The following is a 26,308-nucleotide window of genomic DNA, read 5'->3' as shown; positions in this document are numbered from 1 at the left end:
CCTGCCAGATCGATAGCACGAACGACGACGGAATCCGCACATCGAAACAAAACTTTCACATGAATCGGTGGCCCGACGCGGCACTTCCTGCGATTTCCGTCGTGCGATGTTTGGCCGGAGTGCCATCTCGATGCCAGGATCTCAGCATGTCCCTCCCCGGTGCCATCGATGCGCTCTCCAAGCGGATCATCGAGCAGTTGCAAGAAGACGGCCGTCGCTCGTACGCCGAGATCGGACGCGCCGTCGGCCTCAGCGAAGCGGCGGTGCGCCAGCGCGTGCAGCGTCTCACCGAGAGCGGAGCGATGCAAGTCGTCGCCGTCACCGATCCGATGCAGCTCGGATTCCATCGGCAGGCCATGATCGGCCTCCGTGTCTCGGGCGACGCGCGAGAGGTTGCCGCGGAACTCGAGAAGATCGCGGCCGTCGACTACCTGGTCATGACCGCGGGCAGCTTCGACATCCTCGCCGAGGTCGTCTGCGAGTCGGACGACGACCTGGTCGAGCTGCTGAACAGCAGGATCAGGTCGCTGCCCGGCGTCATCTCGTCGGAGACGTTCGTCTACCTCGGCCTGCGCAAGCAGTCCTACGACTGGGGCACGCGCTGACCGGAGGAACCCCCGGCCCGGTGCGCTACTTCTTCTTCTCCGCGGCCCGGCGCTGCGCCCGGTTCTGCGGGGCGGCGGCGGGTGCCGGAGCGGCATCCGTGCGCTGTCCGAATGCTCCACGCGGAGCCTCGGCGACCGGCGCGGGAGCAGGGGCAGCGGATGCCGCGGCCTGGCGCAGACGGCTCGTCGCCGCCTGCTGCACCTGACCGCGCTCGTTGCGCACCTCGACCTCGCCGGCGTCGTTGGCCGCGGAGTACTGCAGTCGCTGGCCCTCGACCGGGACGGCGCCCAGCCCCTTGGCCTCGACCTCCGCGGCGACCTCGCCCTCCACCGGACGACGGACCTCGACCTCGAGGTTGTAGAGGTAGCCGACCGACTCCTCCTTGATCTGGCCCATCATCGACTGGAACATCTGGTAGCCCTCGCGCTGGTACTCGATGAGCGGGTCGCGCTGCGCCATGGCCCGCAGGCCGATGCCGTCCTTGAGGTAGTCCATCTCGTACAGGTGGTCGCGCCAGCGGCGGTCGAGCACCTGCAGCACGACGCGGCGCTCGAGCTCGCGCGTCGCCGGGGCGCCGAGTGTCTCCTCGCGCTTGCCGTAGGCGATCATCGCGTCGGAGAGGATCTCGCGCTTGAGTCCGTCGGAGGTGATCCGGCCCTTCGTGCCGGCTTCGGCGACGACCTCGTCGATCGTGACCCCGACCGGGTAGAGGGTCTTGAGCTCGGTCCAGAGCGCGTCGAAGTCCCAGCTCTCGGTGTGCCCGCTGCCGGTGTGGTCGTCGATGACGGCGTTGACGGCGTCCTCGATGAAATGCTGCACCCGGTCGGCGATGTCATCGCCCTGGAGCATGTGGCGCCGGTCGGAGTAGATCGCCTCGCGCTGACGGTTCAGCACGTCGTCGTACTTGAGGACGTTCTTGCGGATCTCGGCGTTGCGTCCTTCGACCTGGGACTGCGCGCTCTTGATCGCTCGGCTGACCATCGTCGATTCGATCGCGACGTCGTCCGGGAAGTTCGTGCGCGCGAGGATCGCCTCGGCCGCGCCGGACTGGAACAGCCGCATCAGGTCGTCGGTCAGCGACAGGTAGAACCTGCTCTCGCCCGGGTCGCCCTGGCGGCCGGAGCGTCCGCGCAGCTGGTTGTCGATGCGGCGCGACTCGTGCCGCTCGGTGCCGAGCACATAGAGCCCGCCCGCCTCGACGACCTTGGCGGCCTCGACGGCCACCGTGTCGCGCGTGCCCTGGTACACGTCATCCCACGCGGCCTCGTACTCGTCGGGGTGCTCGACCGAGTCCAGGCCCTTCGCCTTCATCTCCTGCACGGCGAGGAATTCGGCGTTTCCGCCGAGCATGATGTCGGTGCCGCGGCCCGCCATGTTCGTCGCGACCGTGACGGCGCCGAGGCGCCCGGCGCGGGCGACGATCTCGGCCTCGCGCGCGTGGTTCTTCGCGTTGAGGACCTCGTGTTTGATGCCCTTCTTCGCGAGGAGCCGGGAGAGGTATTCGCTCTTCTCCACGCTCACCGTGCCGACGAGCACGGGCTGGCCGCTGGTGTGGCGCTTTGCGATGTCCTCCACCACCTGGTCGAACTTGGCCTGCTCGTTCTTGTAGACGAGGTCGGACTGGTCCTTGCGGATCATGGGCTTGTTCGTCGGGATCGGCACGACCCCGAGCTGATACGTCGACATGAACTCGGCGGCCTCGGTCTCGGCCGTTCCGGTCATCCCGGCGAGTTTCTCGTAGAGGCGGAAGTAGTTCTGCAGCGTGACGGTCGCGAGCGTCTGGTTCTCGGCCTTGACCGGCACTGCCTCCTTCGCCTCGATCGCCTGGTGGATGCCCTCGTTGTAGCGGCGGCCGACCAGGATGCGCCCGGTGTGCTCGTCGACGATCATGACCTCGTCGTTCATGACGACGTAGTCGGCGTCGCGCTTGAACAGGGCCAGCGCCTTGATCGAGTTGTTCAGGAACGAGATCAGTGGGGTGTTCGCGGACTCGTAGAGGTTGTCGATGCCGAGGTAGTCCTCCACCTTCTCGATGCCGGGCTCGAGCACGCCGATCGTGCGCTTCTTCTCATCGACCTCGTAGTCGACTCCGGCCTCGAGCGTCTTGGCGATCTTCGCGAACTCGACGAACCAGCGGTTCGCCTCGCCGGAGGACGGGCCCGAGATGATCAGCGGTGTGCGGGCCTCGTCGATGAGGATCGAGTCGACCTCGTCGACGATCGCGTAGAAGTGACCGCGCTGGACGAGATCCTCTTTGCGCCACGCCATGTTGTCTCGGAGGTAGTCGAATCCGAATTCGTTGTTGGTGCCGTAGGTGATGTCGGCCTCGTACTGCACTCGGCGCACGTCCGGCGTCTGCCCGGCCACGATGTTGCCGGTGGTCATGCCGAGGGCACGGAAGATGCGCCCCATCAGCTCGGACTGGTACGACGCGAGGAAGTCGTTCACTGTGATGACGTGCACGCCCTTGCCCGCGATCGCGTTCAGGTACGCGGGGAGGGTGGCGACGAGCGTCTTGCCCTCACCGGTCTTCATCTCTGCGATGTTGCCGAGATGCAGGGCCGCGCCGCCCATGATCTGGACGTCGTAGGGACGCTGGCCGAGGGTGCGCTTGGCCGCCTCGCGAACCGCCGCGAACGCCTCGGGCATCAGCTGGTCGAGGGTCTCGCCGGCGTCGAAGCGGACGCGCAGCTCCGCGGTCTCGCCGCGAAGCTCCTCATCGGTCAGGTGCGTGTATTCCTCTTCGAGGGCGTTGACCGCCTTCACAACCTGCTGGAGCCGGCGGAGGATTCGTCCCTCTCCGGCGCGAAGCAGTTTCTCGAGAGCGTTGGCCACGAAGGATCTCCATCTGTCTGGGTGCGGCGCGATCGGCGCCGATGCCGCCCGGCGCCGAGCGCACAGGCATACCTGGTCATGTTACCGGGCTGTGACCTTGGAGTGGGCTGGGTGGCCCGCGCACGGACGAGGGTCCGACACGCCCGCCCCGCGCGTCCCGCGGCGTCCGCTCCGGCTCCTTAGACTCGGGAACTGCATACCCGACATGCACCCGGAAGGCGGGAGACCCGACATGACGGTGCGACAGAGCCTGCTGGCGATCCTCGGCCAGGGGCCGTGCTACGGCTATCAGCTGCGCGCTGAGTTCGATCGGCGGACCGGTTCGACGTGGCCGCTGAACGTCGGTCAGATCTACAACACGCTGGACCGGCTGGAGCGCGACGGGCTCATCGCGAAGAGCGAGACGGATGCGCAGGGGCACGTCTATTACGAGATCACGGATGCCGGGTCCCTCGAGGTCGCCGCGTGGCTCGCCGCCCCGGTCGATCGGGGAACTGCCGCCCGGGACGAGCTCGCGATCAAGCTGTCGGTCGCCGCGACACTGCCGGGCGTCGACGTCGCCGAGGTCATCGGAACGCAGCGCGCGGTCTCGCTCGCGCATCGCGAAGCGCTGAGCGAGGCGGCGGCAGCGGTGCACGTCGACGGCCCGGAGAGCCTGGCGCGCGCGCTCGTGGTCGATGCGATGCTCGTGCACGCCGAGGCGGAGCTGCGGTGGCTCGACCGCACCGAAGATCGGCTGCGGCGGTATCCGGCCCATGCCATGGCGCTGGAGCTGGCGACCGAGCGACCCAAGCGCGGGCGCCCCGCGAAGGAGGTCACGGCGGTCGGGTGAGGGGGTGGCCCGACTGCCGGCGGCGCATGGCTTCCTGTCGCCTTGTGACCGCCACGCACTACCCTGAAGCGTGACCTCCGCTGATGCTCCCGTCGAGGCCGAGGCTCCTGCCGAGCCCGCCTCGATGACGTTCTCCGATCTCGGATTGGGCGACGCGGTGCTCAAGGCGCTGAGCGACGTCGGCTACGAGACTCCCTCGGCGATCCAGGCGGCGACGATCCCCACGCTGCTTGCAGGACGCGATGTCGTGGGCCTCGCGCAGACCGGCACCGGGAAGACGGCGGCGTTCGCCCTGCCGATCCTGGACCGGCTGGACGTGTCGCAGAAGACGCCCCAGGCCCTCGTGCTCGCGCCCACGCGCGAACTCGCCCTCCAGGTGTGCGAGGCGTTCGAGAAGTACGCGGCCCACGTGCGCGGCGTGCACATCCTGCCCGTGTACGGCGGGCAGGGATACGGCGTGCAGCTGTCCGCGCTGCGCCGCGGCGTGCACATCGTGGTCGGCACGCCCGGTCGCATCATGGACCACCTCGAGAAGGGCACCCTGGACCTGTCCGAGCTCAAGTACCTCGTGCTCGACGAGGCGGACGAGATGCTGAAGATGGGCTTCGCCGAGGACGTCGAGACGATCCTGGCCGACACGCCCTCGACCAAGCAGGTCGCGCTCTTCTCGGCGACGATGCCCGCCGCCATCCGCCGGATGTCGCAGCAGTACCTGCATGATCCGGAAGAGATCACGGTCAAGACCAAGACGACGACCTCTGCGACGATCGCGCAGCGATACCTGATCGTGTCCTACCCCCAGAAGATCGACGCACTCACCCGCATCCTCGAAGTCGAGAACTTCGAGGGGATGATCGTGTTCGTCCGCACCAAGAGCGTCACCGAGGAGATCGCGGAGAAGCTGCGCGCCCGCGGCTATTCCGCCGCCGCCATCAACGGCGATGTCGCGCAGGTCCAGCGCGAGCGCACGGTCAACCAGCTGAAGTCGGGCAAGCTCGACATCCTGGTGGCGACGGACGTCGCCGCTCGGGGCCTGGACGTCGAGCGGATCTCGCACGTCGTCAACTTCGACATCCCGACCGACACCGAGTCCTACGTCCACCGCATCGGACGAACCGGTCGCGCGGGCCGTTCCGGCGACGCGATCAGCTTCGTCACGCCGCGAGAGCGCGGACTCGTGAACGCGATCGAGCGGGCCACCCGTCAGCCCCTCACCCAGATGCAGCTGCCGACCGCCGACGACGTGAACGTCACGCGGCTCGCGAGATTCGACGACCGGATCACCGCGGCGCTGGCCCAGTCCGAGCGCATCGACGGGTTCCGCGACGTGATCGCACACTACGTCCGCAACCACGACGTGCCCGAGGTGGATGTGGCAGCGGCCCTCGCGGTCGTCGCACAGGGCGAGTCCCCGCTGCTGCTCGAGCCGGAGCCGGAGCAGCAGCGCCGCGGCTTCGACGACCGCGGCGACCGAGGCGACCGGCCCGGGCGGTTCGATCGGGACGACCGCCCGGAGCGCCGCCAGCGACCGAGCGGCGGCCGGTTCGCGACGTACCGCATCGCGGTCGGCAAGCGCCACCGCGTCGAGCCCCGCCAGATCGTCGGGGCCCTCGCCAATGAGGGCGGACTCAGCCGCGGCGACTTCGGAGCGATCCAGATCCGCCCGGACTTCTCCCTGGTGGAGCTGCCCGCCGACCTGCCCCGCGAGACGCTCGAACGGCTCGCCGACACACGCATCTCGGGCAGGCTCATCGAGCTCCGACTGGACACCGGCGCCCCCGGCCGCCGTGCCGGCGGCGATGAGCGCCCGCCGCGCAAGCCCCGCCACAAGGGCTGACGCCCTCACGACCGGCCGTCGGCGCACCGAGCGCGCTGCACGCGCGCCGCACCCGCAGCAGGTGGAACCGCGCGCGTGACGCGCGAACGCTCCGCCCGCCGCGAACCCGAGCGTCCGCCCAGGAAAGCGAACCTAGGATCGAGGCATGGCTGGATTCTGGGGTAAACGCAAGCGCGAGGAGCAGGAAGCTCTGGAGGCTCAGGACGCCGACCTGGCGCGGCGTGCCGGCCAGGCGCTGGTCGCCGCGGACGAGCGCATCCGGGTGACGGCCGATGAGCTCGACTTCGCCGAGCTCGAGCTCGGGGTGGGACCGACCACGGAGCTGCGCGATGCGCTCGCCGCAGTGCGCCGGCACCTGCGCGAGGCGTTCCACCTGAATCAGCTCAACTTCGACGAGATCCCCGACACTGCCGAGGAGCTGCGCACCCGGAATGCGCGCATCATCCAGCTGAGCGAATGGGCCGAGGAGCTGCTGGACGATCGCACCGCCGCGCTCGCGGAGCCGATCGCGAAGGCGCGGCGGGCGCCCGAGATCCTCGCCGGGATCGAGGAGGACGCCGTGCGTCAGCGCGCGCGTCTGCCCCAGACGCGCGACACCATCGAGCGGCTGACGCAGCGGTACTCCGTCGCGGCGCTCGCCCAGATCGCCGAGAACGCCGACGAGGCCGAGCAGCTGCTGAAGTTCGCGGAGCACAGCGCCGGGATCGCGACGCGCCGGCGCGAGGCCGGTCAGCGCGAGCAGGCGAACCTGGCGTTGGAGACGGCCATCGAGGCCGGCCGTCGCGCCGCTGCCTTGATCGACGCCGTCGAGACGTACGAGATCGAAGCCCTGCGGGCCGAGTCGACGCTCGCCGCCGTCGTCGAGGACTCGCGCGGCGACCTGATCGAGGCCCGCGACGCCCCCGCGGTGCCCGCGGTCGCCACCGCCGTGACCGCACTGGAGCAGGCGCTCGTGCTGCTGCCGCCCGCCGGCGCGAAGACCGATCCGTTCGCCGATCTCACCCGCCTGCGCACCGCGAACACCGCACTGGATGCCGCGATCGCCACCGCCCGGGAGAGGGCCGCGCGCCAGATCCCGCCGCTGGAGCACGTGCGCCACTCGATCGACGACGCCGACCGTCAGCTTGCCGTCGCCAAAGACGTGATCGCCGGCCACCGCGGCTGGATCGGCGCAGACGCACGCACCCGCGTGGCCGAAGCCGAGCGCATCCGCGTCGACCTCGACCGCTACCTCGGTGCGTCCGCCGCGGCGGCGACGAGCATCGACGAGGACCACCGCGAGGAGGCGCTGGCGATGTCGCGGCGCGTCGCCTATCTCGCGAGCGAGGGGCTGCAGCTCGCGCAGCGGGACATCGACCAGTCACGGCCCCCCGGCGGCCCCGGCGGCTGGGGCTACGGCGGCGACGGCGGTCAGCGACGCGGCGGCAACGGCGACGCGATGGGCGGCATCCTCGGTGGCCTGGTCATCGGGAGCCTGCTGGGCGGCATGTTCGACTGAGCACGTCCGACGAACGGAACGGGATGCCTCCGTGGAGGCATCCCGTTCGTTTGTTCGGTCGATCGCGTCTAGGCGACCGCCGCCGGCGCGCTCTGCGCGGTCAGCGAGATGACGCCGTAGTCCCAGCCTTTCCGGCGATAGACGACGCTGGGGTGATCGGTGCGGGCGTCGATGAACAGGAAGAAGTCGTGGCCGACCAGCTCCATGCGGTCGACCGCCTCCTCGACCGGCATCCACTCCGGATCGAATTCCTTCGTGCGGATGACGACGGGGGTGTAGCCCTCTTCGTCTTCGTTGCCCGTGATGATCGGGATCTCGCCGGTCGCGACCGCCCGCATGACATCGAGGGACGCAGGCTGCAGATCGATCCCGGACAGCTCGCCGCTGCCCTTCTCGAACTTCGCGCCACGCGGGTGGTTGCGGGCATCGACGCGCTTGTCCTTCGCGCGCCGGAGCTGCTCGCACAGCTTGTCGACCGCCATGTCGAGGGCGGCGAACTTGTCGGCATCCGTCGCCTCGGCCCGCACGAGAGGACCCTTGCCGGTGAGCGTGAGCTCGACCGTCTCGTCCTCCATGCGACCGTTGTGATAGGCACGGTGGGTCACTTTGATGTCCACGCGCTGAGCGCGTGGCGCAAGGTGCTCTATGCGGGCGGCCTTGTCTTCGACGACCGAGCGGAAGCGATCGGTGATACCCACTCCCACGCCGACGATGCTGGTTTCCATCCCTGACCTCCTTGTTCCGGTCCTCCCGGTCAAGGGCGGACCCTGAGTCGCCTTGTCCTGCCCACGCTAGCCCCGCGTCGTCGCCATGTCACGTGTGAGTTTGCAATGCTTCACAATCGGTTCATCCGGCTCGGCGTCGCGGCGATCGCGGCCGCTCCGATCACGTCGGCGCCGCCCTCGCGGAGGGCGCGAACGGCCTCGTCGAGGGTCGCGCCGGTGGTGACGACGTCGTCGATCACGACGACACGAAGCCCCTCGACAGCCCGTGCGCGAAGCGTGTGAGCCACGTTCCGGCGGCGCTCGGCACGCCCGAGGCCGCGCTGATCCGCCGCCCGCCGCGCCGTGAGCAGCAGGCGTGCCGTGCGAAGGCCGGCTCGGCGCGCCACGAGCTCGACGACGCGGTACCCGCGCCGCCGGAAGGCCGCGCGCGAGGTCGGGACAGGCACCACGACGACGTCCCGTCGGTCCCCGGCCGCCGCATCGACCGCCGCCCGGAGTGCCGGCGCGAGCTCGCGCGCGAGGCCGGTGCGGCCGTCCTCCTTGAGTGCACGGACGACGCGGGCGGTGACGCCATGGAAGGGCAGGCCGCTCCACACCGTGACCGTCAGCGCACGACGAGCGGGCTGTGGTCGCAGCTGCCCGGCGCAGGTCGGGCACAGCGGCACGTCGGGTTCATCGCACCCGGCGCACGCCACCGGGAGCACGAGGGCGAGAGCGTCGGCGAGCGCGCCGCGCAGCACAGCGCCGACCCGCAGGTCAGGTTCCATCAGCTCATCGTGCGGGGTCGGCGTCAATCGGACGTCACCGGTGCGCACCCGGGTGCACTCGGGGCGTCCCCCTGCCCTTGGGGAGGACTCGCCGCGCGATCGGGCGCTACTGCGGCGACCCCTGCTGCGTCGCGAGGATCAGGATGCCGCTCGTGGTGCGCTGCCAGTTCGCTCCGCGCTTCACGTACAGCGAGCCGTCGTCGGTGCGCAGCCGCACGGTCGAGATCGAGGTCGCTCCCGCCACGGATGCCGCGCCCTGCGGCGCGTCGGTCGCGGTGGCGGGTCCTCCGATCAGCTGCTGGGTGAAAAGCGGACCGCCGGCCTCGGAGCTGAGCAGGCCCAGGGTGGTGTCGTCGAGCCAGGCGAGGCCGGAGCCGGTGCCCACGAGCGGTCCGAGGGGCACCGGATCCCCGAGCCGCTCCGGCACGTTGTCGGCACCGCGCACGATGCCGGCGATCCAGACCTCTGAGCGCCCGCCGCTGACCAGCAGCGCCGCGAGTCGCGTCCCGTCGCGCGAGACGGACATCGCGAGGACCTGCGTGGCGCCCGGCCACGCGTCGGCGACGGCGGACTGCACTCCGTCCGCCGAGAACACGGCGATCTCGGTCGGCCGATCGCGGGGCACGCTCCAGATGTAGCCGAACGGGTCGGCGCTCGGATCCACCAGTCCCGGGCGCGAGTCGATCACCGCGATGTCGCCGTCGGACGGCACCCTCGCCACCGCGTCGCCGACCAGTCGCACGGCGGCGAAGTCGCGATCGGGCGCCACCTGGATCGCCAGCGGCTCGACGAGGTCCATCGCGTCGGAGAGACCGGGGACGGGGGTCAGCTCGTCGCCGGAGAGGAATCCGAAGCCCTCCTCGGTCAGCACCAGCGGCGGTCCGGTGACGCGCGTCGAGCGCGTCGAGACGGTCTCGGCGGTGAGCGGCGTCGACGCGACGGACATCTGGGCGCCGGAGACCCCGGCGGTGGCCAGACTCGCGCTCAGCTGGGTCTGCATGCGATCGAGGGTCGTGGACTCGACGAGCAGAGCCTCCGCGCTCAGCGTCACCTGCGCGACGCCCGACTCGAGGGGCACGGAGGGGCGCGCCAGCGAAACGCTCTCCGGGAACGAGTTGCGGACCGACTCGGCCAGCCAGCCGCTCGGCGCGCCGTCGACGAGCGCATCCGCGATCCGGGTCGCGGCGTTCGTGGTCGGAAACCACCGCACGTCCGGTACCAGGAACTGCCAGGTCGGATCGAAGTACATGAGCGAATAGCGATGGAAGACGTTCGCGAAGACATCCCGGTCGATCACCACCCCGTCCGGCGCCTCGGTGATCCGCCACTCGCCGTCGTCCTGCTGGGCGAGCCGGAACGACAGCTGCGTGATGCCCGCGTCGGGCTGATACGCCCCGTTCTGGTCGACGGTGGCAACCGCCACGAGCGACAGCTCCACCGCGCCCTCGCTCGGCGAGACGGGCTCGCGATCGTCGGGCAGATCGATCGTGACGCTCGCCTCGGGCTTCCAGGTCTCCCGGATCGAGGGCGCGAGGAACATCCTCGCGACCTCCCAGTTCGCGGCAGGACCCGGACCCGAGCCCGCGCGGATGAAGCCCTCGACGATCTGCTCGGGGGTCGCGCCGGGCTGCGGCTCGTCGGGGCGGAACAGGAACTCAGGGGAGCCGGCATCCTCCCCCGCCGCCAGGCCGGGGTTGACCGGTCCGCTGACGGGCAGGCCGGTGCACGCGGAGAGGACGAGCGCCGCGACGACGAGGACGCTCGCCAGGATGCCGCGTCGCCGGTTCACGATCCGCCTCCACGCGTCGTGGCGGCATCCGTCGTCGATTCGAGGGTGAGGACCGTGATCGGCTGGGTGAGGCCGAGATCGTCGATCGCGGCGATCGAGTCATCGCCCGGGTCGACCGGAATGGGTGACGGCGTCCGGAGCCTGCCGCCCTGACGCGGAAGCGTGAGGACGAAGTTGGATCCGCGCCCCAGATCGGACCACACCGCGAGCTCGCCGCCGTGGAGTCGCGCATCGCCCAGCGCGATCGACAGGCCCAGGCCGGTGCCGCCGATCGTGCGCGTGCGCGACGGGTCGGCGCGCCAGAAGCGGTCGAACACGCGCTCGACGTCTTCGGGCTTCATGCCGAGCCCGAAGTCGCGCACACCCAGTGCGACGGCCTGCTGGTCGCTGTCGACCGTGATGACGATCGGGCGCCCCTCACCGTGCTCGATCGCATTGCCGAGCAGGTTCCGCACGACGCGCCGCACCCGCCGCGGGTCCATCTCGACCGGCGAGTACCCGCCGGGCGCGACCAGGCGGATATCGGTGCCGTGCTGCTCGGCCAGCTGCTGCATGGAGCCGATGACGTCCTCGGCGAGGTGCGCGAGGCTCGTCGGCTCAAGCTCCAGCTGGACCGACCCGGCGTCGTACCGGCTGATCTCGAGCAGGTCGGTCAGGAGCGTCTCGAAGCGCTGCACCTGGGCGTTCAGCAACTCCGCCGCGCGGGCCGTGGCGGGATCGAATTCGTCGCGCTGGTCGTTGATCATGTCGGCCGCGAGCCGGATCGTCGTCAGCGGGGTGCGCAGTTCGTGCGACACATCCGAGACGAACCGCTGCTGCACCAGGGAGAGATCGGCCAGCTCCTTGATCTGCGACTCGATGCTGTCGGCCATCGCGTTGAACGAGCGACCCAGTGTCGCCAGCTCATCCTCGCCGCGCACCGGCAGGCGCACGCCGAGCTCGCCGGAGGCCAGCTTGGCGCTGGTGTCGGCCGCCTCCCCGATCGGGATCGTCACCGAACGCAGCACGAACCAGGAGATCGCGCCGATCAGCACGATGAGCGAGATGCCCACGATCCACAGCGTCGTCTGCACGAATCCCAGCGTCTGCGAGGCGCCGCCGAGGTCGTAGGCGAGGTAGAGCTCGTAGCCGCCGACATCGGGAACCATGAGCTGCTGGCCGACGATGATCCCGGGCACCGGGCCCTCCGTCAGCGGCAGCGCGACCGACTGCCACCACTGCTGATTCGGATCGGACTGCACCGCGTCGTGCATCCCCGCCGAGATGACGTCCTCGGTCAGCCCGGGTGTCGTGAAGTTCTGCGGGGCGAGCTGGGACGGCGTGCGATCGATCCGGAACGCGGCGATCATGTCGGTCGAGGAGCGCTCGGCGAGCGTGTCGCGCACGCTCGTCATGAGGTTCTGGATCTGGATGCTGTCGCCCTGCACCGCCGCGGCATCCAGCGTCGCCTGCGCGGCCTGCGTCGCCCTGAGCGAGTCGGCGAGGACCTGGTCCTTGCGTGCCTGGAACAGGTCGTTCTGGATCGCGAGGGCCATCCAGATGCAGGCGACCAGGATCGCAAGCGCGGTGAGCGCGAGGGTCACCAGGATCGTGCGGAACCGCAGCGAGCGGCGCCAGAGGCTCGCGAGGCTCTCCGGCCACGATCTCCAGTCCCGCCACGCCGTCAGGGTCGGGCGAGTTGCCGAAACCGCCCTCGCGGGAGGCATCGTCCGCTCACACCACGGCGCCGGCGCGGTAGCCGACGCCGCGCACCGTCGTGACGATCTTCGGGTTGTCGGGGTCGAGTTCGACCTTCGCGCGCAGTCGCTGGACGTGCACGTTCACGAGTCTGGTGTCGGCCTTGTAGTGGTAGCCCCAGACCTGCTCGAGGAGCATCTCGCGCGAGAACACCTGCTGCGGCTTGGAGGCGAGCGCCACGAGCAGCTCGAACTCGAGGGGGGTCAGTGCGATCGGGGCGTCGTCGCGACGCACCTCGTGCGCGGCGACGTCGACGGCGAGGTCGCCGATGCGCAGCGTCTCGTTGACCGGCTGCGATGCCGGGCGCAGGCGCGTTCGGATGCGGGCGACGAGCTCCTTCGGGTTGAAGGGCTTGACGATGTAGTCGTCAGCACCGGACTCCAGGCCCTTCACGACGTCTGCCGTGTCGGTCCGCGCAGTCAGCATGATGATCGGCACGCCCGACTCGGCGCGCACGCGGTTGCAGATCTCGATGCCGTCCATGCCGGGCAGCATGAGGTCGAGCAGGATGAGGTCGGGACGCTCGGCCCGCCAGATGTCGACCGCCTTCACGCCGTCGGCGCAGAACACCGTGTCGAATCCCTCGGTGCGAAGCACGATGCCGATCATCTCGGCGAGGGCGGTGTCGTCGTCGACCACCAGGATGCGTGATGTCATCTCGCGCGTTTCGTCCTTTGCGTCCGGCCGGGGCGCGGCGAGTCATCGCGCCGTCCCCTGCGCTCTCCACAGAGTAGTCGACCACGCCTGTGCGCAGGCCGAGCGTACCCCGCACGCGCGCCGAGCGACCGCTGAGCGAGCACCCCGGTGTGGCACGATGGTGACTCAGCCCGACAGCACGAGGAGGGGCATCCGTGACCGCCTATCCGGCCTGGACGCCGGCGTCCCGCCCTGGGATCATCCCGCTGCGGCCGCTGACGTTCGGCACGATCCTCGGACGCTCGTTCGCGGCACTGCGGCAGAATCCGCGGGTGCTGCTCGGCTTCGCCCTGTGCGTGCAGACCGCCGCGTACATCCTGGTCCTCCTCGGCGTCGGCGCGGTCGCCTTCGCGTCGTTCACCCGTCTGGACACCCTCCGCGAAGGCACCGACGAGTTCGACGCGGTCATGGCCGGCTCGATCGCGCTCACTGCGATCACGGGCATCGTCCTCGGGCTCGCCGCCGGCGCGCTCGGCGTGATCGTGCAGGGGGTGGTGGTCAGCGAGGTGGCCCACGCCGCCGTCGCGGAGAAGCTGACCCTCCGCGCGCTGTGGCAGCGCGTCAAGCCGGTGGCGTGGCGACTGATCGGATACTCATTCCTTCTCGCCCTCGCCGCCCTCCTGCTCATCGGCGTGGTCGCCGCGGTGATCTTCGCGATCGGGGTCGCCGCCCTGCCGGCCGCAGTCGCACTGACGATCCTCGCGTTCCTCGCCGCCATCCCGCTCACCCTGTGGCTGTCGACCAAGCTGCTGCTGGCGCCCGCGACGATCATCCTCGAGCGTGCGACGATCCGCACCGCGATCGGCCGCTCCTGGACCCTGATCCGTGGCCGGTTCTGGCCGGCGCTGGGCGTGATCGTGATCATCTCACTGGTCTTCGGCACGATCGCACAGGTCGTCAGCATCCCCTTCTCCTTCCTGTCGACGATCGTGACGACGATCATCAGTCCCACGGGCGACCCCGAGCCGAGCGCGATCATCGGGATCGTCGTGACGGTCGTGCTCACGCAGATCGTGACGCTCCTCATCCAGTCGGTCGCGGTCGTGGTGCAGGCCACGGCGACGGCGATCATCTACATCGACTGCCGCGTGCGGCGCGAGGGCCTCGACATCGACCTGCTGACCTACGTCGAGCGGCGTGATGCCGGAGCGATCGGTCTCACCGACCCGTACCTGGAGAACATCGGCCGGGTGATCGCGCCGCGTCCCGTGGCGTATCCGGCTCCCGCGTTCGCGCCCGGCGCCGGCTATCCGCCGCCGTACCCGGGCCAGGCGTACGCGCCTCAGCCGTACCCGGGTCAGGGGTACGCCCCGCAGCCGCATCCGGGTCAGGCATACCCGACCCAGCCGCACCCGGGTCAGGCATACCCGACCCAGCCGTACCCGGGCCAGGCATACCCGACCCAGCCCTCTGCGGGTCCACAGCATCCTGCGCCGGCCGCGGCGCCCTACAGCCCGGCCCCGCCACCGGTCGCTCCCGTCTCCCCGCCGGAACCCGCCGCGCCGGCACCCGCCGACGACACGCCGCCCGCGTCGACCCGCTGGGCCGCGCCCGGAGCACAGGGTGACGCGATCGACCCCGAGTCGCCGTGGTCGTAGTCGGCGCGCTCGGCCGCCTCGCGGCATCGGTGCCGCCGCTCACGCCGGACGGGGACGAGGCACGCAGGTGGGCCGAGCGCGAGCTGTCCGACCCGGCGTACGCGGCGGCCGAGCCGACGCCGCTCGACCGCATCGCCCAGGCGATCGCCGAATTCTTCGAGTCGCTGTTCGGAACGCAGCTCTCAGGCGACTGGGGCCCCTGGTTCGGGGTGATCGCGGCCGTCGTCGTCGTCCTGGTGATCGTCGCGGCGTTCCTGGTGTGGGGCGTGCCGCGCACGACGGGCCGCGCGCGGGCGGCGACGGCCCTGTTCGGTCGGGACGAGCAGCGCAGCGCGGCCGGACTCCGCAGGGACGCGGCATCGCACGCCTCGAAGGGCGAATGGGATGCCGCGATCGTGCTCCGATTCCGCGCCCTGGCGCGTGGCCTCGTCGAACGCGGTGCGGTGGACACCCCTCCTGGAGCGACCGTGCACGCGTTCGCACGCGCTGCCGCGCGCGCGTTTCCCGCATCCGCCGACGAGCTCGAGACGGCTGCCGAGGCGTTCGACGACGTGCGCTATCTGCGTCGGCCCGGAACCGAAGAGCTGTACCGGCGGATCGCCGCAGTCGATGACGCCGTGAGCGCCGCACGTCCGGTGCTTCTCGTGATGTCGGGTGCGCCCGCATGACCGCCCTCCAGGATCACGCCCCCACACCCGTCGCGGACACCCGCCGCCGGCGGGTCACGGGATGGATCGTCATCGCGGTGGTGCTCGTCGGGGTTGGGATCGTGGGCTCGCTGCTCGCGGGGATCGGCCAGTGGAACCAGCGCGATGTGCTCGACCCCGAGTCCGCCGGACCCAACGGCACACGGGCGCTGGCCGAGATCCTGCGCGAGCACGGCGTCGATGTCGTGGTCGTCCGCGACCGTGCTGCCGCCCAAGCGGCTCTGGCAGGCGATGCCGCGACGCTGGCGCTGCCCGACGCGCCCTACCTCTCCGACGAGGCCGTGACCGCCCTGACGGATGCGGCCGCCGATGTCGCGCTGATCGACCCCCGTGCCCGCACCCTCCGCCTGTTCCTGCCCGGATCGAGCACGTACGGCGTCGGGCCCGGCAGCGTCGTGGACCCCGCCTGCGAGCTGGCCGACGCGGATCGCGCCGGCGGTGTGGCGCCGGGTGCGATCTACGAGCCCGGCGCGCAGATGACGGCGTGCTATCCGACCGGCGGCGGTTACGGCCTGCTCGCCGCCGAGCGTCCGGGCGGACGCTCCATCGCGGTCGACGGGCGTGCGCTGTTCACGAACGAGCACCTCGCCGAGGACGGCAACGCCGCGCTGGCAGTCAACCTCCTCGGGCGGCACCCGACGCTCGTCTGGTACATGCCGGACATCGCCGACAGCGACCTGTCCGCGGGCGACCCGACGCTCGGCGAGCTGACCCCGCCGTGGGTCAGCCCGGTCATCATGCTGCTGCTGGTCGCGGGCATCGCGGCGGCGATCTGGCGCGGACGCCGGTTCGGTCCGCTGGTCGTGGAGCGTCTGCCCGTCACCGTTCGCGCGGCCGAGACCACCGAAGGCCGTGCGCGCCTGTACGCCCACGCGCGGGATGCGCTCCACGCGGCCGATCAGCTGCGGATCGGCTCGCTCGGCCGCCTCGGGCGCCTGCTCGGCCTCGGCCCGTCCGCCTCGGCCGAGGAGATCGCGGATGCCGCGGCCGCCCGCGGCCGGATCGACCGCGGCGCGGTGCGCGGCATCCTGATCGACGAACTCCCCCGCACAGATGCAGAGCTGGTCGCGCTCGCCCAGCGGCTGCGCGCTCTCGAGGAGGCCGTGCACACGGCCGTGCGTCCCGAAAGGAACACCCGATGACAGACCCCACCCCACAGGCATCGCCCGCCGACGCCACCGCGAGCGCGCCGGACGATGCCGCCCTGCGCGAGGCGATGAACCGCGTCCGCATCGAGGTCGGCAAGGCCGTCATCGGGCAGGACGGCACCGTGACCGGCCTGCTCATCGCGCTTCTGGCTCGCGGACACGTGCTGCTGGAGGGCGTTCCCGGCGTCGCGAAGACACTGCTCGTGCGCGCGTTCAGCGGTGCGCTCGGACTGGACACGAAGCGCATCCAGTTCACGCCCGACCTGATGCCGGGCGATGTCTCCGGGTCGCTCGTGTACGACGCGCGCGCGGGTGAGTTCGAGTTCCGTGAGGGCCCGGTGTTCACGAACGTGGTGCTGGCCGACGAGATCAACCGCACGCCGCCGAAGACCCAGTCCGCGCTCCTGGAGGCCATGGAGGAGCGACAGGTCTCGACCGACGGGGTCACCAGGCCCCTCCCCGACCCATTCCTCGTGGCCGCCACGCAGAACCCGATCGAGCAGGAGGGCACGTACACCCTGCCGGAGGCGCAGCTGGATCGGTTCCTGTTGAAGCTCATCGTCGACATCCCGCCGAGGGATGCCGAGCTGGCCGTGCTGCGCCGGCACGCCGAGGGGTTCGATCCGCGCAACCTCGCCGCCGCCGGGCTGCGGCAGGCGGCCACCGCGGATGAGATCCGCGCCGCCCAGCGTGCCGCCGCCTCGGTCACGGTCGCGGACGACGTGCTCGGCTACGTGGTCGACCTCGCCCAGGCGACCAGACGCAGCCCCTCGGTGCAGCTCGGGGTGAGCCCGCGCGCCACGACGGCGCTCCTGGCGGCGGCCAAGGCATGGGCGTGGCTGGGCGGCTACCCGGCGATCACCCCCGATCACGTGCAGACGATGCTCGTGCCGACCTGGCGCCACCGCATCCGCCTGCGGCCCGACGCGGAGCTGGAGGGCGTCTCGGTCGACGCCGTCCTCGGCTCGGTGCTGCAGCAGACGCGCGTGCCCATTTGACGCGATCCGGATCAATGCGCTCGAAGCCGGCGTTGATGCGGATCCGGGTCAAGATCGAGTAACGAGCGCCAGCGAGCGTATCGAGATACGGAGAAAATGTTCCTCACCGGGCGCCTGCCCCTCCTGGTCGCCGTCGGCGCGGTGCCCGTCGTGGTGCTCGCCATCGCGGGTGTGGATGCGTGGGTGGCGGCGGTCGGATGGATCGTCCTGTGCGCGCTCGTGGCGTTCGCGGATGCCGCCGCGGCGGCCGATCCGCGCCGGATCCTCGTGCAGCGCCGCATCCCACGACGTGTCCTCCTCGGCCAGCCGACCGAGACGCAGCTGTGGGTGCAGAACACGGGCGGACGCCGACTGCGCGGCCGGATCCGCGACGCGTGGCAGCCGACAGCGGGGGCGCCCGCCGACCGGCCCGAGATCGATGTGCCGCCCGGTGAACGGCGCGCCGTGACCGTGCCGCTGCTCCCCCGCCGCAGGGGCGAACTCAGGTCCGAGTTCGTCGTCGTCCGGTCGGACGGGCCGCTGCGATTGGCCGGACGGCAGGCGCGGATCGCCGCGGCCGGGGCCATCCGCGTGCTGCCGCCGTTCACCGCGCGCCGGCATCTGCCGTCGCGGCTCGCGCGCCTTCGCGAGCTGGACGGGAACACGAGCGTCCAGGTTCGAGGGCAGGGCACCGAATTCGACAGCCTGCGCGAGTACGTACGCGGCGACGACGTGCGCTCGATCGACTGGCGTGCGACCGCCCGGGCCGGCACCACCATGCTCCGCACCTGGCGGCCGGAGCGCGACCGGCACGTCGTGATCGTGATCGACACCGGCCGAACCGCCGCGGCCAGGGTCGGCGACGGCGTCCGGCTGGATGCCGCGATGGAGGCCGCCCTGCTGCTCGCCGCCCTCGCGACCCGAGCGGGCGACCACACGCACCTGCTCATGTTCGACCGGGTCACGCGCGCCCGTGTGACCCGGGTGGAGGGACCAGCGCTCCTGCCGGCGCTCGTGGACGCGATGGCGCCGGTCGAGCCGCAGCTGATCGACACGGACTGGGACGCCGCGTTCGCACAGGTGCGCGCACTGACCTCGCGCCCGTCGCTCGTGGTCCTGCTGACCGCCCAGGACGCACCTGAGGCTGCGCGCGGATTCCTCGGCTCCCTGCCCGCGCTGTCGCGGCGCGCGCATGTCCTCGTGGGCACGGTGACCGACACGGAGAAGATGCCCGACGACGTGAGGGACGCCGCCACGGTCTACCGGGCGGCTGCGATCGAGCGCGGCATCCGCGACGCCGCACGCGTCGCTTCCGCGATCGGCCGCGCCGGGGCCGAGGCCGTCGCCGACTCGCCGGAGGCGCTGCCGCCGCGCATCGCCGACCGATATCTCGAACTCAAGGCGACCGGGCGACTCTGAACAGCGGGGCGCCGGCGTGCTCCGTGACGCCGCGTTACCGGCATCCACGCCTCACCGGAGCCGTTCCCTGAGAAGGTGCTGTACATGTCCTAGGCTCTCGGCGGGCGGATATTCCGCCATCCACCGAGTCTGAAGGGAACGAGTCATCATGAGCGACCCGCGTCCAGAAAAGCCCGTAGATCCCACCGATCTCGACCACGCGCCGTCGCAGAGCGACCCGCGTCCCGACAAGCGTGTCCGGCCGACCGAGCTGGACCACACGCCCGACAAGGTGGCGGCCGGTCCCTCGACCGCGGCGACCCTCATCGCCGAAGCGTTCGGCACCTTCCTCCTCGTGCTCGGCGTGATCAGCACCGCGCTGTTCGCCGCCGGATTCGGTGAAGGCACGGAAGCTGCGAACAAGGGCGTCGGATTCCTCGGCGTCTCGCTCGCGGTCGGCATCACGGTCATCGCCGGCGCGTACGCGTTCGGCCCCATCTCGGGCGGCCACTTCAACCCGGCGGTGACCCTCGGCCTCGCCGCGGCGGGCCGGTTCCCGTGGAGGGGCGTGCTGCCGTACATCATCGTCCAGATCGTCGGCGGGCTCATCGCGACCACCCTGGTCGTCCTGATCGGCCTGTTCGGGCCGGAAGGCTGGTTGGGAAACGCCCAGGACGGCGGTTTCGCGAGCAACGGTTGGAACGAGCTCTCTCCCGGCGGCTTCGGCGTCGGTGCCGCGGTCATCGTCGAAGTGCTCTTCACGGCGCTGTTCGTCATCGTCATCCTCGGCGTGACGCACTCGACGCGCGGCTCCAACTTCGCCGGACTCGCGATCGGCCTGACCCTGGTGCTCATCCACCTCGCGATCATCCCGATCGACAACGCGTCGGTCAACCCGGCCCGCTCGATCGCGACGGCTGTCTACGGTGGTGGAGAGGCCCTCACCCAGTTGTGGGTGTTCATCGTGTTCCCGATCGTCGGCGCCCTGATCGCGGGCTTCGCGTATCGCGCGCTGTTCGACGGCACGAAGAAGGCCTGAGCCGCGCACATTCCGGAGGGGTCGGTCGCTTCGGCGGCCGGCCCTTCCGCGTTCCTGGCACCCTCGGTGCGGCATCCGCTTCCCCCGTTCATCCGTCACCCGTGCACGCGGATGCGGCCCCCCGGCGTACACGCGTGACGGATGAACGGGGCGGGGATGCCGCCGGAGCTTTTCGCCGGCGGCGAGGTCGCGGGGGACGTGGTCAGCCGGCGACGAGGGTCGGAGTTCCGGCCTCGTACTCGGTGACATCGCCCGTCTCGCCGCGGCGGTACGCACGCCCGCCGACGAAGACCATGTAGAACACGAACGCCGCGAGCGCGAGCGCGCCGATGCCGATCTTGACCGGCCACGGCCACGGCTGGGCGGTGACGAAGCCTTCGATCGCGCCCGAAATCGCCAGCGCGACGATCAGTCCGATCGCGACGGTCGCGAGCGACCGGCCCGCGGCGGCCAGCGCCTCCCCGCGTGAGCGGCGGCCCGGCGCCACCCACGCCCAGAAGATGTGCAGGCCCGCCGCCGCCGCCACGAAGATGCTCGTGAGCTCCAGCAGGCCGTGGGGAAGGATGAACAGCAGGAAGACGTCACCGCGGTCGAACGCGAGCATGACCGCTGCCGCCGTGCCGACACCCACGGCGTTCTGCACGAGGACCATGATCGGCCACACGCCGGTGATGCCGAAGAGCACGCACTGCGCCGCGATCCACGCGTTGTTCGTCCACACCGTCCCGGCGAACACGGCCGCAGGATTCTCGCTGTAGTAGTCGGTGAAGCTGTTCTCCGCGTAGTACTCGAGCTGAGCCTTGCTCCCGAGCGAAGCGACGAGCGCCGGATCGCCCGAGATCCAGAAGGCGACCACGGCGACGACCGAGATGAACGCGACCGCGATGACGAGCGTGGTCCAGCGGACGCAGTAGAGCGCAGCGGGCAGCTGGAGCGCGAAGAACCGCGGAATCTGGCGCGCCACGTTCTCGGGTGCGCCGGTGAGTCGCAGCCTTGCGCGCGCGAGCATGGTCGACACGTGGTCGCCATGGGCGGTGCGACCGGCGGAGGTCTTGATGTCGGCCAGATCGGCGGATGCGGCGCGATAGCGCGTGACGAGCTCGTCGACCTCGGACCCGCTGAGCCTGCGCGAGCGGCTCAGCTCATCGAGGCGCGCCCACTCCTCCCGACGGGCGGCGGCGAGGGCGTCGAGGTCCATTTGGTTTACTGTACCCATGCCCGCTCAGGATTCCGCCGCCCCGGTCTCCGCTGCTCCGGTGGCGAGGGTGATCGAGATCCAGCAGGACGAGATCCTCACCGGGGAGGCTGTCGCGCTCGACGTGCAGCCGGTGGGCTTCTTCCTCCGCGGGCTCGGGACCCTGATCGACGTGATCCTCGGCGTGCTGGTGTTCATCCTCTTCGCGCTCGTGACATCGTGGCTCGTCGGCCGGAGCATCCTCGAGCTGAACACGCTGCCGATCCTGACGGTCGTCGTGCTGGTCACCGTCACCGTCGTGATACCGACCGTCGTCGAGACGATGACCCGCGGCCGCAGTCTCGGCAAGCTCGCCGTCGGCGGGCGGATCGTGCGGACCGACGGCGGTGCATCCGGCTTCCGGCAGGCGTTCATCCGCGCGCTCGTCGGCGTGTTCGAGATCTGGCTGACCGTCGGCGCGGTCGCAGCCCTGGTCGGCGCCTTCACGCCGAGGGCGCAGCGACTCGGCGACCTCATGGCCGGGACGTACTCCGAGCGCACACGAACGCCGCGACTGCCGATGCCCGCTCCCGGCGTGCCGCCCAGCCTCGTGGCGTGGGCGTCGATCGCCGACGTCGCGCGCCTGCCCGACCGCCTGTCACGGCGGGTCGCGCAGTTCGTCCAGAACGCCGACGTGATGCAGCCGCCGGCGCGGGCGCGACTCGCGGCCTCCCTCGCGGCCGAGACCGCCGGACACGTCTCGCCTGTCCCGCCCGTCGACGGCGAGGCATTCCTCCGAGCGGTCGTGGCGGTGCGTCGCGACCGCGAGCTGCGGGCGCTTCAGCTCGAGGAGCAGCGCGTCGCCGCACTCACCTCGACTGCTTCGGGCGCACCACGCGGATTCCCGTCGCGCTGACCGGGTCGCCCGCCGGTCAGTACCGGTAGTGGTCGAGCTTGTACGGTCCGTCGACCGGAACGCCGATGTACGCGGCCTGCTCCGGGGTCAGCTCCGTCAGGTCCACGCCGAGTGCGGCGAGGTGCAGCCTCGCCACCTTCTCGTCGAGCGACTTCGGCAGCGTGTGCACGCCCACCGGGTAGTCCTCGATGTTCGTGAACAGCTCCAGCTGCGCGAGCACCTGGTTCGTGAACGACGCGCTCATGACGAACGACGGGTGCCCGGTGGCGTTGCCGAGGTTCATCAGACGGCCCTCGCTGAGCACGAGCACGCTGCGACCGTTCGGCAGACGCCATTCGTGGACCTGGGGCTTGATCTCGATCGACTCGGCACCCGCCAGCGCTTCCAGGCCGGCCATGTCGATCTCATCGTCGAAGTGGCCGACATTCGCGACGATCGCGAGGTGCTTCAGGCCGAGGAGATGCTCGACCGTGACGACGTTCTTGTTGCCGGTGCCGGTCACGACGACGTCGACATCGCCGATCACCCGGTCCAGGCGCGCGACCTGATACCCGTCCATCGCAGCCTGCAGAGCGCAGATCGGATCGATCTCGCCGACGATCACGCGTGCACCCTGCCCGCGCAGCGCCTCCGCGGCGCCCTTGCCGACGTCGCCGTAGCCGACGACGAACACCGTCTTGCCGCCGATGAGCACGTCGGTCGCACGGTTCAGTCCGTCGGGCAGGGAGTGACGGATGCCGTACTTGTTGTCGAACTTCGACTTGGTCACCGAGTCGTTGACGTTGATCCCGGGGAACAGCAGCTCACCCGCCGCAGCAAGCTCGTAGAGCCGGTGCACGCCTGTCGTGGTCTCCTCGGTCACGCCGATGAGCTCATCCGCGATCCGCGTGAAGCGCTGAGGATCGCGGGCGAGGCTCGCTCGGAGCGTCGCCAGGACGATCCGGTACTCGGCGGAGTCGCCTGGGCCCGCATCCGGCACGGCTCCCGCACGTTCGAACTCGACGCCCTTGTGGACCAGGAGGGTCGCGTCGCCGCCGTCGTCGAGAATGAGGTCGGGACCCGCGAAGCCCTCGGCCGACCAGTCGAAGATCCGGTCGGTGCAGGCCCAGTACTCCTCGAGCGACTCGCCCTTCCACGCGAACACGGGCACGCCGGCCGGAGCCTCGACGGTGCCCGTCGGGCCCACCGCGACAGCGGCCGCAGCCTCGTCCTGGGTGGAGAAGATGTTGCAGCTCGCCCAGCGCACCTGGGCGCCGAGCGCGACCAGCGTCTCGATCAGCACCGCGGTCTGCACCGTCATGTGCAGCGACCCGGCGATCCGTGCACCGGCGAGGGGCTGCGTCGGACCGAACTCCTCGCGCAGCGCCATCAGGCCCGGCATCTCGTTCTCGGCGAGGCGGATCTGGTGGCGGCCCGCCTCAGCGAGCGAGAGGTCGGCGACAAGGAACTCCAGCCCGCCGGCACGCTCGGGGGCGGTGGGACGGGCGCTCAGATCGGTGCTCATCCGCCCATTCTCCCAGACGATCCCCTCGACGTCCGCGAGCCGCAGGGGCATCCGCCACCCGGTGCTCGCCCGTCGTCAGCGCTGGGCGAGCGTCTCGTGGCGGACCACGACCCATCCGCGCGGCATCGAGAGCCGATCGGTGTGGATCGCGCAGAGATCGTGCGCGTGGGGGTCGCCGCCCGCGCCCAGCGGCCCGAGCGCGGCCATCTGGTCGGCGTAGTCGTACGTCAGAGTCGAGACGGCCTCACGGGCGCATCCCACCTTGGAGCAGAGTCTCTCGCGCATCGGCTCAACGCTATCCAGTGCTCCCACCCGCGCGGCGGTGCCGCGCCGCATCCGCGCGGCTAGCATGGTGCAATGGCATGGCGTCGCAGCAAGGAGGCGTCGTCGCCGGTGCGACGGCCGACGCGGCACGGCCGCCACGGCCGTGAGGGTCGCAGCCCGATCGTGCGCCCGCCGCTGCCACCCCTGGAGACGCGGGTCGATCGGTTCGATCTGGCGGTCGGCACGGCCGCGGAGTTCCTGCGCTCGGCATGGCCGGAGCTGCGCGACGTCAGCTTCGAGGTGGGCGACATGCCCCCCACCGCCGATGACGACGGCATCCCGCGCTGGCGTGCGCTGACGGATGAGAAGCGCATCATCATGTACCGGCTGCCGATCGAACGCCTGAGCCACCTCCACCGGGACGACGATCTGCACCAGCGGATGATGGTCGAGAGCAGCGTCTTCCGGGCCGCGGCCGAGTACCTCGACCGGGATCCGTGGGATCTCGGACCCGAGCGCTTCCGGTACTTCTAGTCGGTGCTGCGAAGGGCCGCTGCGAAGGACCGCGACCACGGCGTCCACGCGCGCGTGCGCACCGCTACAGTTCTGAGCATGTCGCCCGACCTCGCCCCTCTGCGCCTGCTCGACGGTGCGGTGCAGATCCTCGCCCTCGAGCAGTTCACGGACTCCCGCGGCTCCCTCACCCCGCTCACACTCGAGGAGTTCGGCTTCCACGTCGCCCGCGCCTTCGTGATCACCGCGCCCCGCGGCGCCGTCCGCGGAGGCCATGCGCACCGCCGCGTGCGCCAGGTGCTGTTCCGCGCCGGGGGGACGATCGACGTGGACGTTCGCCGCGGCGACGAAACCGCGCGGATCTCACTCGACGAACGGCACCCCGCCCTGCTCATCGAGGCCGGCGTCTGGGCGCAGCAGACCTACCGTGATGACGGTGCGACCCTGATCGTCTTCGCCGATGGGCCCTACGAAGCCGCGGAATACACCGAAGTCGATCCGCGCGACGATCAGGCTGCTTCGTGACCGTTCGCCGCGTCGCGGTCCTCGGCGCGGGCATCATGGGCAGCTCCCTCGCCATCGACCTCGCCCGACGAGGCGTGGATGTCACGCTGATCGACCGTGAGGCGGCACCGATGCAGGCGGCGAGCCGATGGAACGAGGGCAAGATCCACCTCGGCTACCTCTACGCCGCCGATCCGACGACCGCGACCGCAGAGCACATCCTTCCCGGCAGCCTGCGCTTCGCGGATCGCGCGCGCGAGCTGATCGGCGAGGGTCTCGACGGTCATGTGACCCAGGACGATGACATCTACCTCCTGCATCGCGACTCCGTGGTTTCTCCGGACGCGATGCGACGGAAGTTCGAGACGCTCAGCGACCTCATCCACCGGCATCCCGACGCATCCCGCTACCTCGTCGATGTGTCCGCCGCCCGGGTGATGGAGATCGATCAGTCGGAGCTGCGGGAGATGGCCGGCGATGACATCGTCGCGGGCTTCCGCGTGCCCGAACGGTCCGTCGACACGCAGTGGTTCGCGGATCGACTCGCGGGTGCCGTGGCGGCCGAGACCCACGTCGTCCAGCGGCTCGGCACGACCGTCGTCGCGGCGCATCCGCGCGATGACCCGGACGGGCGGTGGGTCGTCCGTGACGAACGCGGAGACGAAGACGACTTCGATGTCGTGATCAATGCGCTCTGGGCAGGGCGATTGCCGATCGACGTCACGGCGGGCGTCATCCCGCAGCCTCCCTGGAGTCACCGTTTCCGGCTCTGCGTCTTCCTTCGAACGCGCAGCCGTCACGATCTGCCGAGCGCGCTGGTCTCGGTCGGGCCGTTCGGCGACGTGAAGAACTACAACGGCCGCGACTTCTACCTCTCCTGGTATCCCGCCGGCCTCGTCGCCGAGGGCGGGGAACTGGAGCTGCAGGCTCCGCCGCTCCCGGTCGGAGCGGATGCGGAGATCTTCATGGCGCGGGTGCGGGCCTCCTTGGAGCGCCTCCTGCCGGGGGTGGGCGCGGTGTTCGACGACGCCGAGTCCGCCCAGGTGCACGGCGGATTCGTCTTCGCACGCGCGACCGGCCGGCTCGAGGACCCGGGTGCGGGGCTTCACCGGCGCAATCTCTACGGCGTCGAGCGCCGCGGTTCATACCACTCCGTCGACACCGGCAAGTACTCGACCGCCCCATGGACCTCCGCGGCGCTCGCCGCCGAGATCGCCGGCTGAATCGCCACTCCCGTGTCGGCA

At 70.6% G+C, this 26,308-nt stretch carries 23 protein-coding genes; 14 read left to right on the top strand and 9 right to left on the bottom strand.

The genetic code is table 11. The features are described 5' to 3' along the window. The first annotated feature begins 146 nt into the window (after nucleotides 1-146). On the top strand, nucleotides 147-605 hold the full coding sequence (locus tag BM349_RS06340; protein WP_091705192.1) for an Lrp/AsnC family transcriptional regulator: 459 nt from the start codon (nucleotides 147-149) through the stop codon (nucleotides 603-605). A 25-nt stretch (nucleotides 606-630) separates the two neighbouring features. Here BM349_RS06340 and secA read toward each other — a convergent pair whose 3' ends face one another. After that, on the bottom strand, nucleotides 631-3,441 hold the full coding sequence (gene secA, locus BM349_RS06335) for a preprotein translocase subunit SecA (RefSeq protein WP_091705189.1): 2,811 nt from the start codon (nucleotides 3,439-3,441) through the stop codon (nucleotides 631-633). A gap of 232 nt (nucleotides 3,442-3,673) precedes the next feature. Here secA and BM349_RS06330 point away from each other — a divergent pair, with 232 nt between their 5' ends. The 3 genes from BM349_RS06330 (at nucleotide 3,674) to BM349_RS06320 (ending at nucleotide 7,608) form a co-directional block, all read left to right on the top strand. After that, complete coding sequence (locus BM349_RS06330; protein WP_091705186.1) at nucleotides 3,674-4,273, top strand: PadR family transcriptional regulator; 600 nt, start codon at nucleotides 3,674-3,676, stop codon at nucleotides 4,271-4,273. 124 nt (nucleotides 4,274-4,397) lie between these two features. Next, entirely contained in the window at nucleotides 4,398-6,110 is a 1,713-nt protein-coding gene (locus BM349_RS06325) for a DEAD/DEAH box helicase (protein ID WP_091707160.1), read from the top strand. Between the two features lie 145 nt (nucleotides 6,111-6,255). Next, the gene (locus BM349_RS06320; protein ID WP_091705183.1) at nucleotides 6,256-7,608 is read left to right on the top strand and encodes a coiled-coil domain-containing protein; all 1,353 of its coding nucleotides are present in this window, start codon (nucleotides 6,256-6,258) and stop codon (nucleotides 7,606-7,608) included. 68 nt (nucleotides 7,609-7,676) lie between these two features. On the opposite strand, the gene raiA is transcribed toward BM349_RS06320, so the two are convergent. From raiA to mtrA, 5 genes are all read right to left on the bottom strand, one after another. Next, nucleotides 7,677-8,333: a ribosome hibernation-promoting factor, HPF/YfiA family gene (gene raiA / locus BM349_RS06315; RefSeq protein WP_091705179.1), complete on the bottom strand. Its 657-nt coding sequence runs from the start codon at nucleotides 8,331-8,333 to the stop codon at nucleotides 7,677-7,679. A gap of 110 nt (nucleotides 8,334-8,443) precedes the next feature. After that, entirely contained in the window at nucleotides 8,444-9,100 is a 657-nt protein-coding gene (locus tag BM349_RS06310; protein ID WP_091705176.1) for a ComF family protein, read from the bottom strand. 106 nt (nucleotides 9,101-9,206) lie between these two features. Beyond that, nucleotides 9,207-10,889 (bottom strand): LpqB family beta-propeller domain-containing protein, encoded by a 1,683-nt coding sequence (locus tag BM349_RS06305; protein ID WP_091705175.1) that lies wholly within the window; start codon nucleotides 10,887-10,889, stop codon nucleotides 9,207-9,209. After that, nucleotides 10,886-12,595: an MtrAB system histidine kinase MtrB gene (gene mtrB, locus BM349_RS06300; protein WP_091705171.1), complete on the bottom strand. Its 1,710-nt coding sequence runs from the start codon at nucleotides 12,593-12,595 to the stop codon at nucleotides 10,886-10,888. The genes BM349_RS06305 and mtrB overlap by 4 nt, the downstream gene beginning before the upstream one ends. Before the next feature lie 7 nt (nucleotides 12,596-12,602). Beyond that, complete coding sequence (gene mtrA / locus BM349_RS06295) at nucleotides 12,603-13,283, bottom strand: MtrAB system response regulator MtrA (RefSeq protein WP_091705169.1); 681 nt, start codon at nucleotides 13,281-13,283, stop codon at nucleotides 12,603-12,605. 194 nt (nucleotides 13,284-13,477) lie between these two features. Between mtrA and BM349_RS06290 the strand changes: the two genes are divergently transcribed. The 6 genes from BM349_RS06290 to BM349_RS06265 all read left to right on the top strand — a co-directional run bounded on the left by BM349_RS06290 (nucleotide 13,478) and on the right by BM349_RS06265 (nucleotide 20,189). Next, a complete protein-coding gene (locus BM349_RS06290; protein ID WP_091705165.1) occupies nucleotides 13,478-14,920 on the top strand; it encodes a glycerophosphoryl diester phosphodiesterase membrane domain-containing protein in 1,443 nt (480 codons plus the stop codon). Continuing rightward, nucleotides 14,911-15,588, top strand: coding sequence for a DUF4129 domain-containing protein (locus tag BM349_RS06285; RefSeq protein ID WP_091705162.1), 678 nt, complete (start codon nucleotides 14,911-14,913; stop codon nucleotides 15,586-15,588). The genes BM349_RS06290 and BM349_RS06285 overlap by 10 nt, the downstream gene beginning before the upstream one ends. Then, nucleotides 15,585-16,769, top strand: a complete 1,185-nt coding sequence (locus BM349_RS06280) for a DUF4350 domain-containing protein (RefSeq protein WP_091705160.1) — start codon at nucleotides 15,585-15,587, stop codon at nucleotides 16,767-16,769. Before BM349_RS06285 ends, BM349_RS06280 begins: the two co-directional genes overlap by 4 nt. Next, nucleotides 16,766-17,773 (top strand): AAA family ATPase, encoded by a 1,008-nt coding sequence (locus tag BM349_RS06275; protein ID WP_175525219.1) that lies wholly within the window; start codon nucleotides 16,766-16,768, stop codon nucleotides 17,771-17,773. The genes BM349_RS06280 and BM349_RS06275 overlap by 4 nt, the downstream gene beginning before the upstream one ends. Before the next feature lie 96 nt (nucleotides 17,774-17,869). Further along, the gene (locus BM349_RS06270) at nucleotides 17,870-19,171 is read left to right on the top strand and encodes a DUF58 domain-containing protein (RefSeq protein WP_091705157.1); all 1,302 of its coding nucleotides are present in this window, start codon (nucleotides 17,870-17,872) and stop codon (nucleotides 19,169-19,171) included. Nucleotides 19,172-19,319: 148 nt separating this feature from the next. Continuing rightward, nucleotides 19,320-20,189: an aquaporin gene (locus BM349_RS06265; RefSeq protein WP_091705155.1), complete on the top strand. Its 870-nt coding sequence runs from the start codon at nucleotides 19,320-19,322 to the stop codon at nucleotides 20,187-20,189. Nucleotides 20,190-20,391: 202 nt separating this feature from the next. Here BM349_RS06265 and BM349_RS06260 read toward each other — a convergent pair whose 3' ends face one another. Next, nucleotides 20,392-21,387, bottom strand: coding sequence for a stage II sporulation protein M (locus BM349_RS06260; RefSeq protein ID WP_091705153.1), 996 nt, complete (start codon nucleotides 21,385-21,387; stop codon nucleotides 20,392-20,394). Nucleotides 21,388-21,403: 16 nt separating this feature from the next. Here BM349_RS06260 and BM349_RS06255 point away from each other — a divergent pair, with 16 nt between their 5' ends. Next, entirely contained in the window at nucleotides 21,404-22,279 is an 876-nt protein-coding gene (locus tag BM349_RS06255) for an RDD family protein (protein ID WP_091705150.1), read from the top strand. A gap of 16 nt (nucleotides 22,280-22,295) precedes the next feature. Here BM349_RS06255 and ahcY read toward each other — a convergent pair whose 3' ends face one another. Together ahcY and BM349_RS06245 are read right to left on the bottom strand one after the other, a co-directional pair. After that, on the bottom strand, nucleotides 22,296-23,783 hold the full coding sequence (ahcY, locus tag BM349_RS06250; RefSeq protein ID WP_091707158.1) for an adenosylhomocysteinase: 1,488 nt from the start codon (nucleotides 23,781-23,783) through the stop codon (nucleotides 22,296-22,298). A 75-nt stretch (nucleotides 23,784-23,858) separates the two neighbouring features. Further along, nucleotides 23,859-24,068 (bottom strand): DUF3499 family protein, encoded by a 210-nt coding sequence (locus tag BM349_RS06245; RefSeq protein WP_091705145.1) that lies wholly within the window; start codon nucleotides 24,066-24,068, stop codon nucleotides 23,859-23,861. Between the two features lie 72 nt (nucleotides 24,069-24,140). Between BM349_RS06245 and BM349_RS06240 the strand changes: the two genes are divergently transcribed. The 3 genes from BM349_RS06240 to BM349_RS06230 all read left to right on the top strand — a co-directional run bounded on the left by BM349_RS06240 (nucleotide 24,141) and on the right by BM349_RS06230 (nucleotide 26,287). Next, on the top strand, nucleotides 24,141-24,581 hold the full coding sequence (locus tag BM349_RS06240; RefSeq protein WP_175525218.1) for a metallopeptidase family protein: 441 nt from the start codon (nucleotides 24,141-24,143) through the stop codon (nucleotides 24,579-24,581). A gap of 78 nt (nucleotides 24,582-24,659) precedes the next feature. Next, entirely contained in the window at nucleotides 24,660-25,085 is a 426-nt protein-coding gene (locus tag BM349_RS06235; RefSeq protein ID WP_091705142.1) for a sugar 3,4-ketoisomerase, read from the top strand. After that, on the top strand, nucleotides 25,082-26,287 hold the full coding sequence (locus BM349_RS06230; RefSeq protein WP_091705139.1) for an NAD(P)/FAD-dependent oxidoreductase: 1,206 nt from the start codon (nucleotides 25,082-25,084) through the stop codon (nucleotides 26,285-26,287). Before BM349_RS06235 ends, BM349_RS06230 begins: the two co-directional genes overlap by 4 nt. Nucleotides 26,288-26,308: the final 21 nt, after the last annotated feature.

This window comes from Microbacterium sp. cf046, from assembly GCF_900114345.1.
Classification (GTDB): Bacteria; Actinomycetota; Actinomycetes; order Actinomycetales; family Microbacteriaceae; genus Microbacterium.
The sequence above is the reverse complement of the archived record's forward strand: the minus strand, read 5'-3'. Positions and strand labels throughout refer to the sequence as shown.

Bases quoted from the DNA above. Each gene is read 5' to 3' on its own strand.
- BM349_RS06340 (WP_091705192.1), top strand. From the start codon at position 147: ATGTCCCTCCCCGGTGCCATCGATGCGCTCTCCAAGCGGATCATCGAG.
- BM349_RS06330 (WP_091705186.1), top strand. From the start codon at position 3,674: ATGACGGTGCGACAGAGCCTGCTGGCGATCCTCGGCCAGGGGCCGTGC.
- BM349_RS06325 (WP_091707160.1), top strand. From the start codon at position 4,398: ATGACGTTCTCCGATCTCGGATTGGGCGACGCGGTGCTCAAGGCGCTG.
- BM349_RS06320 (WP_091705183.1), top strand. From the start codon at position 6,256: ATGGCTGGATTCTGGGGTAAACGCAAGCGCGAGGAGCAGGAAGCTCTG.
- raiA (WP_091705179.1), bottom strand. From the start codon at position 8,333: ATGGAAACCAGCATCGTCGGCGTGGGAGTGGGTATCACCGATCGCTTC.
- BM349_RS06310 (WP_091705176.1), bottom strand. From the start codon at position 9,100: ATGGAACCTGACCTGCGGGTCGGCGCTGTGCTGCGCGGCGCGCTCGCC.
- mtrB (WP_091705171.1), bottom strand. From the start codon at position 12,595: ATGCCTCCCGCGAGGGCGGTTTCGGCAACTCGCCCGACCCTGACGGCG.
- mtrA (WP_091705169.1), bottom strand. From the start codon at position 13,283: ATGACATCACGCATCCTGGTGGTCGACGACGACACCGCCCTCGCCGAG.
- BM349_RS06280 (WP_091705160.1), top strand. From the start codon at position 15,585: ATGACCGCCCTCCAGGATCACGCCCCCACACCCGTCGCGGACACCCGC.
- BM349_RS06275 (WP_175525219.1), top strand. From the start codon at position 16,766: ATGACAGACCCCACCCCACAGGCATCGCCCGCCGACGCCACCGCGAGC.
- BM349_RS06270 (WP_091705157.1), top strand. From the start codon at position 17,870: ATGTTCCTCACCGGGCGCCTGCCCCTCCTGGTCGCCGTCGGCGCGGTG.
- BM349_RS06265 (WP_091705155.1), top strand. From the start codon at position 19,320: ATGAGCGACCCGCGTCCAGAAAAGCCCGTAGATCCCACCGATCTCGAC.
- BM349_RS06260 (WP_091705153.1), bottom strand. From the start codon at position 21,387: ATGGACCTCGACGCCCTCGCCGCCGCCCGTCGGGAGGAGTGGGCGCGC.
- BM349_RS06255 (WP_091705150.1), top strand. From the start codon at position 21,404: ATGCCCGCTCAGGATTCCGCCGCCCCGGTCTCCGCTGCTCCGGTGGCG.
- ahcY (WP_091707158.1), bottom strand. From the start codon at position 23,783: ATGAGCACCGATCTGAGCGCCCGTCCCACCGCCCCCGAGCGTGCCGGC.
- BM349_RS06245 (WP_091705145.1), bottom strand. From the start codon at position 24,068: ATGCGCGAGAGACTCTGCTCCAAGGTGGGATGCGCCCGTGAGGCCGTC.
- BM349_RS06240 (WP_175525218.1), top strand. From the start codon at position 24,141: ATGGCATGGCGTCGCAGCAAGGAGGCGTCGTCGCCGGTGCGACGGCCG.
- BM349_RS06235 (WP_091705142.1), top strand. From the start codon at position 24,660: ATGTCGCCCGACCTCGCCCCTCTGCGCCTGCTCGACGGTGCGGTGCAG.